The sequence below is a fragment of the Chryseobacterium sp. LAM-KRS1 genome (assembly GCF_013184525.1).
In the GTDB taxonomy this organism is placed as follows: Bacteria; Bacteroidota; Bacteroidia; order Flavobacteriales; family Weeksellaceae; genus Chryseobacterium; species Chryseobacterium proteolyticum.
Genome location: NZ_JAAOIZ010000006.1, coordinates 268,881 through 281,399, shown reverse-complemented (window position 1 = coordinate 281,399; position 12,519 = coordinate 268,881). Strand labels below are relative to the sequence as shown.

Annotated in this window: 9 protein-coding genes and 1 riboswitch; of the genes, 7 read left to right on the top strand and 2 right to left on the bottom strand. The window is 38.6% G+C overall.

The window, feature by feature from the left end:
* A riboswitch (TPP riboswitch) is annotated at positions 1–93 on the top strand.
* 58 nt (positions 94–151) lie between these two features.
* Genes thiM through hxpB form a run of 5 tightly spaced genes read left to right on the top strand, consistent with a single transcriptional unit; the run spans position 152 to position 3,692 of the window.
* Positions 152–946, top strand: a complete 795-nt coding sequence (thiM, locus tag G9C87_RS18765) for a hydroxyethylthiazole kinase (protein ID WP_172283997.1) — start codon at positions 152–154, stop codon at positions 944–946.
* On the top strand, positions 946–1,581 hold the full coding sequence (gene thiE, locus G9C87_RS18760) for a thiamine phosphate synthase (RefSeq protein WP_172283995.1): 636 nt from the start codon (positions 946–948) through the stop codon (positions 1,579–1,581). Before thiM ends, thiE begins: the two co-directional genes overlap by 1 nt.
* Positions 1,578–2,411, top strand: coding sequence for a bifunctional hydroxymethylpyrimidine kinase/phosphomethylpyrimidine kinase (thiD, locus tag G9C87_RS18755; RefSeq protein ID WP_172283993.1), 834 nt, complete (start codon positions 1,578–1,580; stop codon positions 2,409–2,411). Before thiE ends, thiD begins: the two co-directional genes overlap by 4 nt.
* The gene (tenA, locus tag G9C87_RS18750) at positions 2,398–3,048 is read left to right on the top strand and encodes a thiaminase II (protein ID WP_172283991.1); all 651 of its coding nucleotides are present in this window, start codon (positions 2,398–2,400) and stop codon (positions 3,046–3,048) included. The genes thiD and tenA overlap by 14 nt, the downstream gene beginning before the upstream one ends.
* Complete coding sequence (gene hxpB, locus G9C87_RS18745; protein ID WP_172283989.1) at positions 3,039–3,692, top strand: hexitol phosphatase HxpB; 654 nt, start codon at positions 3,039–3,041, stop codon at positions 3,690–3,692. Before tenA ends, hxpB begins: the two co-directional genes overlap by 10 nt.
* 14 nt (positions 3,693–3,706) lie before the next feature.
* Here the strand turns inward: hxpB and G9C87_RS18740 are convergent, their stop codons facing one another.
* The gene (locus G9C87_RS18740) at positions 3,707–6,430 is read right to left on the bottom strand and encodes a TonB-dependent receptor plug domain-containing protein (protein ID WP_172283987.1); all 2,724 of its coding nucleotides are present in this window, start codon (positions 6,428–6,430) and stop codon (positions 3,707–3,709) included.
* Between the two features lie 122 nt (positions 6,431–6,552).
* On the bottom strand, positions 6,553–8,883 hold the full coding sequence (locus G9C87_RS18735) for an ATP-dependent helicase (protein WP_172283985.1): 2,331 nt from the start codon (positions 8,881–8,883) through the stop codon (positions 6,553–6,555).
* A 170-nt stretch (positions 8,884–9,053) separates the two neighbouring features.
* Here G9C87_RS18735 and G9C87_RS18730 point away from each other — a divergent pair, with 170 nt between their 5' ends.
* Entirely contained in the window at positions 9,054–10,367 is a 1,314-nt protein-coding gene (locus G9C87_RS18730) for a M16 family metallopeptidase (RefSeq protein WP_172283983.1), read from the top strand.
* 49 nt (positions 10,368–10,416) lie between these two features.
* Positions 10,417–12,450: a M16 family metallopeptidase gene (locus G9C87_RS18725; protein WP_172283981.1), complete on the top strand. Its 2,034-nt coding sequence runs from the start codon at positions 10,417–10,419 to the stop codon at positions 12,448–12,450.
* The last annotated feature ends 69 nt before the right edge of the window (positions 12,451–12,519 follow it).

Sequence of the window (12,519 nt, the reverse complement as noted above, 5' to 3'; positions counted from 1 at the left end):
GTTATGCTTTAGGGGTATTCTGAGAAGAATTGAGAGAGTCCCTTTGAACCTGATACGGCTTACACCGACGTAGGGAAAAGCAAAAAGACATTCTTTACAATGTACTTTTGTTTTGGATTTTTTCCTGAAGCTATTTATTTAATCAATAATAATGGATAAAAATCTTTGGAAACAAGTACAGCTCGTAAAACAGCAATCCCCCCTTGTACACAATATCACCAATTACGTGGTGATGAATAATACAGCTAATGCCCTTTTGGCTGTGGGAGCTTCTCCGATCATGGCGCATGCAAAATCTGAAATTCATGAAATGGTCAGTATTGCACATTCAGTCGTTATTAACATAGGTACGCTGGATGAATATTGGGCAGAGTCAATGATAATAGCCGCAAAGGCTGCCCATTCATTAAAAAAACCGTGGATTCTGGATCCGGTAGGTGCCGGTGCAACGGGTTTCCGTGATGAGATTTTACACCAGCTTTTACCGTACCGGCCGACTGTAATCAGAGGTAACGCATCAGAAATCATTGCTTTGGCTAAAGCAAACACCATGGTTACAAAAGGAGTTGACAGCACAGCAAAAAGTGATGAAGCGATCAATGCCGCACAATATCTCGTCAATCAATACGATACGATTGTCTGTATCTCCGGAGCTACAGATATTATTACTGACCGACAGCAGACCTCCTTTATCCGTAACGGGCATCATTTAATGACCAAAGTTACCGGATTAGGCTGCTCGGCAACTGCCCTTATTGGTGCTTTTGCAGGAGTTACCGAAAAGTATTTTGAAGCAACTGCGGCCGCAATGACATTAATGGGTATCGCAGGTGAACTGGCTGTTTTGGAAAGCAAAGGTCCTGGAAGCCTTCAGGTTAACCTTCTCGATAAATTATATACTATTACCGAAGAGGAGTTTCTCAGTCATCTCAAGTATGAAAGATAATGAATCGACATCCTTTTCCTTACCAGCTTTACCTTGTTATTTCTGAGGCAGATTGTCCCGGAAGAGACTTTTTAAAGGTTGCAGAGCAAGCTATTCTAGGCGGCGTTGATATCATACAACTAAGAGAGAAAAACAGCTCTCCCGATGAATTCCTCCAAAAAGCCAGACAACTGATAGCAATTACAGAAAAACATCATATTCCACTGATTATTAATGACAACGTAGAAGTGGCCACAAAAGTAAATGCGGCAGGCATCCATGTGGGTAATACCGATGCAAGCCCCGTCTATTTGAGGGAGCAGCCACTCATTCACAATAAAATGATTGGTTACTCCATTGAATATCTCGATCAGCTTGAAAATGATCAGACTGCAGCATCAGACTATCTGGGCATCAGCCCGGTCTTCCGCACGACTACCAAATCAGATACAGTTACTGAATGGGGATTGGAAGGAATAGTAAAAATAAGGCAACTCACCTCAAAGCCCCTTGTTGCTATTGGCAGTGTCAACTTAACCAACGCCAAGGCTATTATGGACGCGGGAGCAGACTGTATTGCCGTGGTTTCTGCAATATGCGGTGCTGATGATCCTCAAAGAGCAGCTTATGAACTCAAAAATGAAATTGTAAAATGAAAAAATTTAAATATCCATCCGTATTAACGATAGCAGGATTCGACGGAAGCGGAGGGGCTGGCATCCAGGCTGATATTAAAACCGCCTCTGCCCTGGGATGCTTTTCAACATCGGTGTTAACTGCTTTACCGGTCCAGAATACCCAGGGAGTAAGAAAGATATATCCAATTCCTGTAGAAGCAGTAGCTGATCAGATCGAAGCTATTTTAGATGACATTTTTCCTGATGCAATCAAAATCGGAATGGTCCATACTTCCCAGCTTGTGGAAACCATCGTTTCAACACTCGGTAAATATAAAAAGATTCCTATTGTATTCGATCCGGTAATGGTCGCGACAAGTGGACATCGTTTAATCGAAGAAGAGACTATTACCGCTATTACAGAAAAACTTTTCCCTATTGCAGATGTGATTACCCCTAATATGGATGAAGCAGCAATTTTAGCCAGCATGGAGGTGAAAACGCTTGAAGACCTTTATGCAGCAGGAAAACTGATCAAAGGTCTGGGCTGCAAAAGCATTCTTTTAAAAGGCGGACATCAGGACACCTCAACGATTACCTCATTATTCTGCGATGAAAATAATCAATACCATACCTTTGAAACCATCAAATTTGCAACCCACAACACCCATGGTTCAGGCTGCACCCTTTCTTCGGCTATAGCCGCATATCTGGCTCAGGGAAAAACCTTATTTGATTCTGTTTCTCTTGGACAACAATATGTTTATAAAGCCATAGAAAATGGAAAAGATGTAGAAACCGGTTTGGGAAACGGCCCGCTTAATCACTTTTTTAACCCTCAAAAACTGATCAAAAATGAAATGGTCTGAAAAAACCTGGCAAGCCATTGAAGACAAATACATGTCTATTTTGCAAATGAATTTTATCAAAGAGCTTTCAGCCGGCAATTTGCCGCTTGAAAATTTTAAATTTTACATGGCTCAGGACTCTCTATATCTTGAACATTTTGGACGAACGCTTTCGCTAATTGCTGCTAAGATCCCTGATCTCCAGGATGTTCTTTCTTTTATGAGGTTTGCCGAAAATGCGATCGTGGTCGAAAATGCTTTACATGAATTTTATTTTAAGGATTTTGGTGTTACCGATAAAGGTGTTTTACAGCCTGCATGTCATCACTATATCCATTTTCTGAGGAGTACTGCTGCTCTGGAATGTGTTGAAGTTGCAGTTGCTGCAGTATTGCCGTGCTTCTGGATCTATAGGGAAGTAGGAAACTTTATCTTTAAATATCAGAACAATATTAATAATCCTTATCAAAAGTGGATCGATACTTATGGTGGAGAGGAATTTTCTGCTGCTGTAGATCATGCCATTGCTATTTGTGATAAGATCGCAGAAAAAGCTACAGATGATACAAGACATAAAATGACAGAAGCTTTTATCATGTCAACCCGGATGGAGTACCATTTTTGGGAAGCGGCCTATGAATTAAAAATATGGAAATAAAACCTGCAAAAGCTGTTATTTTTGATATGGACGGTGTTCTTATCGACAGTGAAAAATTCTGGAAACAAGCTGAGTCCGAAGTATTCAGCTCATTGGGTGTAAAGATTACTGATGAATTCACACAGTTCACTCAGTCGATGACTACTGCTGAGGTTACCGAATTCTGGTATAAAAAATACCCTTGGGATAACATTGCATTGGACATTGTGGAACAACAAGTCATCTCAAGGGTCATTGAACTGATCGCAACAGAAGATTGTACTATTGCGGGTATAAAAAAGTTTATAGAAGATCTAAAATCAAAGCAATACAAAATAGGCCTAGCCACCAATTCTCCTTACAGGATCATTCAAACCGTTCTTGATAAAGCGGAGATTGCCCATTTATTCGATCATATTACCTCAGCTGAGTTTGAAGAACATGGTAAGCCTCATCCTGCCGTATATTGTACATCAGCAAAAAACCTGAAAGTTGACCCTCAACATTGTTTTGTAATAGAGGACAGTCAGTCCGGTATTCTTGCTGCCAAAAATGCGGGAATGACTGTCATTGCTTTTACCAATCAAAATTCAAAAATTTATTTTGATCTCGCAGATCACAGAATAATCAGTTTTGAAGATCCTTTGCCTGCATTGTTCAGCTAGTTTTTATTTTTTACTTAAAAAGTAAAATTAAGTCTCGTAAAAACATACCTTCCGTTCTGTCCGAATTGAGACGTGGAACGGGAGTAGATAAACTGGTCGTTATTGGTTGATACCGGAAGGTTTTTGGTTGGATAAATATCAAAAACGTTATTCACTCCCAGCGTTAAGCCTACATTTTTAGTAAACTGATACGCTAGGGAAACATCAGTAATTACCTTATCTGCTATTTTCTGATGTTCATCAAATGCAATAACCCCATCGCCATTGGCATCTAAAACATCAGCACCTGTCACTTTCCCGAAATACGTATTTCTTAAATAGAAACTGGCATTTTTCCACGAAATACTGTGGGATAAACTTGCCTTTACTCTTGGAACCGCTTCTTCAAGATATACTCTTGATTTTTCAGAGAAATATGTATTTTCAAGATTAGCAGATTCCAACAAACCCGATGAATGAACGTTTCCTACTTTTTTGGTCTGATTAAGATTAACTGCAAAACTATTATCCAGTTTCACTTCTGAAAATCTTACATTGTGAGCGATTACAATATCCAGCCCTTTCGTTTCCGTATCAATTGCATTGGCAAAAAATTGTCCCGCATTTACTCCCGCAGCATCAAATGCCTCCTTTGCCGGCTGAGGAACTGCTGATCTGGTAAACTGGTCGGTAAGGATAATCCTATTTTTAATTTTAGTAAAATAACCATCTGCCGTAAATGTTACATTAACAGATGGAATTTTATATGTAAATCCTATACTTGCTGATTGGGAAGTTTCCTGTTTCAATTTTGGAATTCCCAATAATCCTGCTATTTTAGAGTCGTTGCTGAAAGTTCCTACTTCTAAAAGCTGATTATTGGTAAATAAGGTAGAAGTTACATTATAATAGATCTGATGGATAGATGGCGCTCTAAATCCTGTAGATCCGGCAAATCTTAAATTAAAGTTCTTATCAAGCTTAATTCTTGAAGCGATCTTATAATTAAAAGTAGATCCGAAATCCGAATAGTTTTCATATCTCGCAGCAGCATCTACCAGCAACCAATCTGTAAAATTGAATTCAAAATCTGCATATCCCGCAACAGATTGTCTGTTTTTATTTACAGCATTTTCAGGTCTGAAACCACTAAATACTTGTGATCCTCCTGGAAGTGAATTTCCAAAGAAATCGGTTGGCCTGGAAGTGGTCCCGTTCCATACATTTCCATTGATATCATAAGTTGCATAAGAAGCTTCTTCTCCTGCTGTTATTTTAAAATTTTCATATCGGTGCTCTGCCCCAAATGCTATGTTGATTCCCTGCCACACATCATATTTCTTTGAAAAATCAAGATTGATCGTATTTTGAGAAAACCTTAGTCCTCCGGCACTAAATTCATTGGGGGAAGCAAATCTTAAAGAAGTATTACCTGTATTCTGGATAGTATAATCAAAGGAGTTTTGTCCGTAAGTATTACTGAAGTCAATATTCCAGCCATCCCAGTTTCCTTTTATACCTGCTGAAAGAGACAAGTCCTGAATATCTGTTCCGATCTGCGGCAGATAACCATCCTGGTATATTCCTGTAAAGGTTCTGCTTTGATTAGGTCTTCTGAAAAATCCTCCCGAAGTACCATGCCTGAAGCTATAACCTCCAAAAGTATAGACTTTCCAGTTATCATCAATCGGAACCTCTATATTTGCAAAAAGCTGGTGGTTATTTAGTTTTGACTGGCCTACCTGCATATTGAAATCTTTTCTTTCAAGACCTCTGTAGCCCAACTCCTGATTGGTTACATCAGCTCCTAACAATCCCTGTAGCGCACCAATTGTATTCGCTCCCTGAATTTGATTCTGAAAATCCTGGGAGAAATAATTAACATTCTGTGCATATTGATGAATATAATTTACGATCTGCTGAGCATTGGGAGTAGTACCAATATTTGTAAATAATGAAGAAAGATTCACGCCATCATTTAATGCTCTTTTCTCAATAGCATTGTAAGCATTGTAAATTGTCCCGCTTTCGGTTCCTGCTCTATAGGTTGGATTTCTAAACTGTGAAGTCCAAGTAATATTGAAAAAACCTCCCTTTTTTCCTATTTTATCACCATAATTCAGATCTACCTGAAAGTTTTGTCCGTCAAAATTTCCTGTATGATCATTGGCAGCCGGCGTAAGATTTCCTCCGTAAGTAAACTGACCTGTCAGTCTTCCGGTATCTCTTTTCAGCCCTAAATTGATCACTCCCGCAATGGCATCTGATCCGTATTGTGCCGCAGCACCATCCCGCAAAACTTCAATCCGGTTGATCGCGAAAGAAGGAATAGCATTCAAATCCGTACCTACAGTTCCTCTTCCCGGAGTTCCGTTCACATTAACCAATGCCGAAGTATGTCTTCTTTTACCATTGACCAAAACCAGGACCTGATCGGGACCAAGGCCTCTGAGCTGTGCAGGGTCCAAATGATCCGTACCATCAGCGTTGGTCTGAATCGTAGAGGTAAATGAGGGTGCTATAGCGTTAAGGATCTGAGAAATATTGGTCTGAGGAAGAACCAGCGAAGATTCTTTTATATTAAATACATCCACAGGAACCGGGCTGTCAACTTTAGATCTTGCTCCGCTTCGGGATCCCAGAATAACGACCTCTTCCACATTAGCGGTTTTTACTGTATCCTTCTCCTGTCCATAAACATAAGTTGCCCCCAGAAAAAATAAAACAGAAGCTGAAAAAATTGTCTTTCTATTTTTCATACATTTTATGTTAAGTTTTTTTTAACTTTTTTTGAGGAGCAAATGTATGTCATTTTTATAAGTCCACAAAATAAGTAGACTTATAATTTATAAAAAGTTCTGATAGCTTACGTCTATGTTTTTTAAATTTTAGTTAGTTTAGCGTATTTCAGAATAAGATTTTTCTCGCCTTCATGCATGAAGACCACTTTAGCCTTGATATTCTGAGGGTCTGTTCCATCCAGAAAAGTAACTTCCCCGACACCAAAACGATCATGTCTCACCTTATCCCCCACTTCAATATCCTGAGAAGAGGCTCCGCTTGGGTTAATGATTTTGGCCGTACTTACGGGTTTCAGTTTACGAGGTTCAGCAATTGGTTTTGAATTCTCATTCTTTTCAATGGTTTTCTTCTCTACCTTTTTAAAACTGCGTATTTCTGAAGGATGCTCATCAAAAATATTGGATTTAAGCCCGCTTTGATTAATAAAACGTTTTTCCATTGCAGGATTGATGAATTCCAGATACTCCTCATCAATTTCACTTAAGAATCTTGATGGTTCTGCATCCGTAATTTTTCCCCATTGGAATCTGGAGATGGCATAAGAGAAAAATGCCTGCTTCTCGGCTCTTGTCAGGGCTACGTAAAACAAACGTCTTTCTTCTTCCAGATCTTCCCTTGTTGCTGAACTCATAAAACTAGGGAAAAGATTTTCTTCCATTCCTACAAGATGCACAACAGGAAACTCAAGTCCTTTGGAAAGGTGAATGGTCATCAGGGAAACCATATCATCTTCTTCATCTTTTGCCTGCGTATCTGCTGAAAGGGCAATATTTTCAAGGAAATTCGATAAACTAGGATCTCCGTCCTCCAGCTGCATCTGCTCTTCTATAAAACCCTGCATAGAGTTCATGAGTTCCTGTACGTTTTCTACCCTTGAAATCCCTTCGGGAGTTCCGTCATCTTTCAGAAATTTGATCAGACCACTTCGTTTTGCAACTTCCATGGCAACACTGTAAGCTGTTTCTGTTTTCAGCAATACCTGAAAAGCCTTGATCATTGACCAGAAATCATTCAGTTTGTTAAGAACACCATTATTGAATCCTAACTGTTGAGAATACATCGGAAGATTATCCAGGACCTTTGCTACAGACACATTATGGGCATCTGCAAAAACGACCAGTTTATTCTGCGTTGTTTCTCCGATCCCTCTCGTAGGATAATTGATGATCCTTGTCAATGCTTCCGAATCATTTTCATTGATAAGAAGACGCAGGTAAGCAATAAGGTCCTTTACCTCTTTCCTTTGATAGAAAGATAAACCTCCATATACTTTATAAGGGATATTCTTACGTCTCAGAGCATCTTCAAAAGCCCTGGTCTGAGAGTTCGTCCTGTATAAAATGGCAAAATCACTAAATTTTCGCTGGTCCCTGTTATGAAGCTCCCATATATTTCCAGCCACAAAGTTGGCTTCATCCGCATCCGAAAGCGAACGGTAGATTTTTATTTTATCTCCTTCTTCATTCTCACTGAATACATTCTTCTTGAACTGCTGAAGGTTTTTTGCAATCACCACATTAGCGGCATTCACGATATTTTGTGTTGAACGGTAGTTTTGTTCCAAAGAAACCGTCACCGCATCAGGATAATCTTTCTTAAAATTTAAAATGTTATAAATATTGGCTCCCCGGAATGAATAGATCGATTGCGCATCATCTCCCACTACACATATATTTTCAAACTTTGAAGCCAGTGCCTTTACAATCAGGTACTGAGAGTGATTCGTATCCTGGTACTCATCTACCAGAATATAACGGAATCTGTCCTGATATTTGGCTAAAACCTCAGGAAACCGGGTAAGCAATTCATTGGTTTTTAACAATAAATCATCAAAGTCCATCGCCCCGTTTTTAAAACAGGCTTCTACATATTTCTGATAAATCTGACCGATAAACTTCATATTCGCTTTTTCATCAGCCTCCATCAATTCAGGGTTGTTGAAATAGGCTTTTACCGTGATCAGGTTATTCTTATAGTTTGAAATTCTTGCCTGGACTTTTTTAGGTTTATACAGATCCGCATCTATATTCATGTCTTTCAGCACTTTCCGGATTACATTCAATGCATCCTGCTGATCATAAATTGTAAAATTCGATGGAAATCCCAGATAATGAGCTTCACTTCTCAAAATTCTTGCAAATACCGAGTGAAAAGTTCCCATCCACAAACTTCTTGCATTACCGGGGCCTACTACCTTTGCAATACGCTCCTTCATTTCACGTGCTGCTTTATTGGTAAAGGTAAGGGCTAAAATATTGAAAGGATCGACACCGTTTGTAATCAGATGGGCGATACGCATAGTAAGTACACGCGTTTTCCCCGAACCTGCTCCTGCAAGTACCATTAAAGGTCCCTGTAAAGTAGTAACGGCTTCGTATTGTGATTCATTGAGTCCTTTCAAATAGTCCATGCTGCAAAAAATTTTGGGAATACAAAAATAATGTATTAAAAGGAGAATTCAAATTTTTGAAATGCAGGTATGATATATTTAACAAAACCAATAATTCAGTTAAAAATTTCACATAATAATTGTAACAATTAAAGTATTTTTAGGACTTATTGACAAACAATTTCTACTTTATGAAAAAACGACTTCTTTCTGTTGCTGCTGTAGCTTTCTTTGGAGTGATGCTGAATGCACAACAAATCAAATTCGAAGAGTATGATTTACCAAACGGTTTACACGTGATTCTTCATCAGGACAATACAGCACCGGTAGTTACAACAGGAGTAATGTACCACGTAGGTGCCAAGGATGAAGTAAAAGGAAGAACCGGTTTCGCTCACTTCTTTGAACATCTTTTATTTGAAGGAACACCTAATATCAAAAGAGGTGACTGGTTTAAAATAGTTTCTTCCAACGGAGGGCAAAACAATGCCAATACAACCAATGACAGAACATATTACTATGAAACTTTCCCTTCCAACAACGAACAACTGGGACTTTGGATGGAAGCTGAAAGAATGCGTCACGCAGTTATCAACCAGGTTGGAGTAGATACTCAGAGAGAGGTTGTAAAGGAGGAAAAAAGATTGAGAATGGACAACCAGCCTTACGGGAATCTTTTTACCACCATCCAAAAAAATCTTTTCACCAATCACCCGTACAACTGGCCAACCATCGGATCAATGGAGGACCTGAATTCTGCTAAGCTTGAAGAATTCCAGGCATTTTATAAAAAATATTATGTACCTAACAATGCCACTTTGGTCGTAGCAGGAGATATTAAGCCTGAACAGACTAAAAAATGGATTGAAGAATATTACGGAGGAATTCCAAAAGGAACAATCTATCCTAAAGATTTCCCGAAAGATGCTCCTATCACTCAGGAGAAGGAAGTTACTGCTACAGATCCTAACATCCAGCTTCCGGCCTATGTTTTTGCCTACAGAACACCTGCCAATAAAGAGAAAGATGCCTATGTTCTGGATATGCTTTCAACCTATTTAAGCAACGGAAAATCATCTGTTTTGTATAAAAAATTAGTAGATCAGGACAAAAAAGCACTTCAGGTAGCGGCTTTCAATCAGGGGCTTGAAGACTACAGTATATTTGCATTTTTCGCAATCCCAATGGGACAGACTACAAAGCAAACTTTACAGTCTGACATTGATGCTGAGATCAAAAAATTACAAACAACTTTAATCTCTCAGGAAGATTATCAGAAAATTCAGAATCAGTTTGAAAACCAGTTTGTAAATCAGAATTCAAGTATTCAGGGAATTGCTGCTTCATTAGCAACAAACCACGTATTGATGGGGAACACCAATTTAATCAACAAAGAAATTGACATTTACAGATCCATCACAAGAGAAGATCTTCAAAATGCTGCTAAAAAGTACCTGAATCCTAATCAAAGAATAATCATTAATTACGTACCTGAAAAAAAATAATCCAGATCAGTTGGGTTAAAAAGTGATTATAACAAATAATTATTTACAAATGAAAAAGCAATTAACATATATAGCCGTAGCATTTTTATTTACCGGAATGCTTTCAGCACAAAAAATAGATCTTAATGCAATGCCAAAGCCAGGTCCTACTCCAGCGATAAACATTGCCAAGCCAAAAACTTTCCAGCTAAGCAATGGCCTTACGGTGATGGTTGTAGAAAACAACAAGTTACCACGAGTAAGCGCCAATCTATCTATGGACAGACCTCCTTACCATGAAGGAAATGTGACCGGTGTAAGCGAAATCATGGCAGAACAGTTCGAAAACGGAACAACCAATATCGGCAAAGATGAATTTAATAAAAAGGTAGATTTTCTGGGAGCTAACCTTAACTTTTCATCTTCCGGAGCTTTCGCAAGTTCTCTTTCAAAATATTTCCCTGAGGTATTGGGATTAATGGCTGATGCTATTATTAATCCAAAATTTTCTGCCGAAGAAATCCAGAATTCTAAGGAAAGAGCTATTGAAAGTTTAAAATCTGATGATAAAAACGCTTCTTCTATAGCAGCAAGGGTTTCCAATGCTTTACAGTATGGAAAAAACACATCCAGAGGAGAGTTTGAGACCGTTGAGTCCATCAATAAAATCCAGCTGGCCGATGTTCAGAATATCTACAAAAAATATTACGCTCCGGACAATGCTTATTTAGTTATCGTTGGAGATGTTAAATATGATCAGGTAAAACCTTTGATCGAAAAAGCATTCAGCGGATGGAAAAAATCCAATACTGCTTTTACCGCATTAGAACCTGCTTCAAATGTTGCAAAAACAGAGATCAATGTTGTTGATGTTCCTTCAGCTGTACAATCGGTTGTTTCCGTAGGCAACCTGAATACACTGAAAATGAAAGATCCAAACTACTTCCCTGCAACAATTGCCAACTACATCCTTGGAGGAGGTGGTGAAGCTAGACTTTTCATGAATCTTCGTGAAAAAAACGGATTTACTTACGGAGCTTATTCAAGCATGTCTGCCAGCAAATATTCTCCTAATTTCTCAGCACAGGCAAGTGTAAGAAACGAGGTTACAGACAAAGCCGTTAAAGAATTCATGAATGAACTGAATGCTATTTCTACCGTAAAACCGGAAGAGCTTGAAAATGCTAAAGCAAAGCTGAAAGGAAACTTCATCATGTCTTTGGAGAAACCTGAAACCATTGCAAGATTTGCATTAAATCAAAAAGTACAGGATCTTCCTTCAGATTTCTATACCAATTATCTGAAGTCCATTGATAAAGTAACCGCTGCAGACGTTACAAGTGCGGTTAAAGCGACAATACTTCCTAATCAAAGCAGAATTTTCATCGCAGGTAAAGCTTCTGATATTTCTGAAGGTCTGGAAAAATTAGGCTACCCGGTAAAATATTTTGATAAAGAAGCTAACCCTGTAGCAAAACCGGCTGCACAAAAAGTGGATGCCGGTGTTACGATCGGATCTGTAGCGGATAAATACATCAATGCAATCGGAGGTCTTGCTGCTGTTCAGAAGATCAATTCTATTTCCAGTGACGCTACTACAAAAGTACAGGGCATGGAAATGAACATGAAAATGATTCAGGCTAAAGAAGGCAAAATGGCTATGAACATCAGCATGATGGGAAATACCGTACAAAAAATTGTATTCGACGGGAAAGATGGCTACATGGAAGTTCAAGGGAAAAAGGTTCCTCTAAGCGACAAGCAGAAAGCCGAAATGTCTGATGAGAAAGAACTATTCCCGGAAATTAATTTCGCAAAATCTACTGAATATAAATTAGCAGGAATTGAAAAATATAACAACGAAGATTCCTACGTAGTGAAAGGCGCAAAAGACACATATTATTATAGCGTAAAAACCGGTCTGAAAACAGGAGAGGTAAAAAGTGGAGAGCAAGGTTCTACCCCTACAAGCTATGCTGATTATAAAGATGTATCCGGCGTGAAATTACCTCATACCATTATTCAGAATATGGGCGGAATGGATATAAACCTGGCTGTAAAATCTTATCAGATCAATCAGGCTAAAGATTCTGATTTTAAATAAGAATAATCTCTTTTAAAGAAAAAACAGCAACAATTGTTGCTGTTTTTTCTTTTTACTAAAATCTTATTT

Bases quoted from the DNA above. Each gene is read 5' to 3' on its own strand.
- thiM (WP_172283997.1), top strand. From the start codon at position 152: ATGGATAAAAATCTTTGGAAACAAGTACAGCTCGTAAAACAGCAATCC.
- thiE (WP_172283995.1), top strand. From the start codon at position 946: ATGAATCGACATCCTTTTCCTTACCAGCTTTACCTTGTTATTTCTGAG.
- thiD (WP_172283993.1), top strand. From the start codon at position 1,578: ATGAAAAAATTTAAATATCCATCCGTATTAACGATAGCAGGATTCGAC.
- tenA (WP_172283991.1), top strand. From the start codon at position 2,398: ATGAAATGGTCTGAAAAAACCTGGCAAGCCATTGAAGACAAATACATG.
- hxpB (WP_172283989.1), top strand. From the start codon at position 3,039: ATGGAAATAAAACCTGCAAAAGCTGTTATTTTTGATATGGACGGTGTT.
- G9C87_RS18740 (WP_172283987.1), bottom strand. From the start codon at position 6,430: ATGAAAAATAGAAAGACAATTTTTTCAGCTTCTGTTTTATTTTTTCTG.
- G9C87_RS18735 (WP_172283985.1), bottom strand. From the start codon at position 8,883: ATGGACTATTTGAAAGGACTCAATGAATCACAATACGAAGCCGTTACT.
- G9C87_RS18730 (WP_172283983.1), top strand. From the start codon at position 9,054: ATGAAAAAACGACTTCTTTCTGTTGCTGCTGTAGCTTTCTTTGGAGTG.
- G9C87_RS18725 (WP_172283981.1), top strand. From the start codon at position 10,417: ATGAAAAAGCAATTAACATATATAGCCGTAGCATTTTTATTTACCGGA.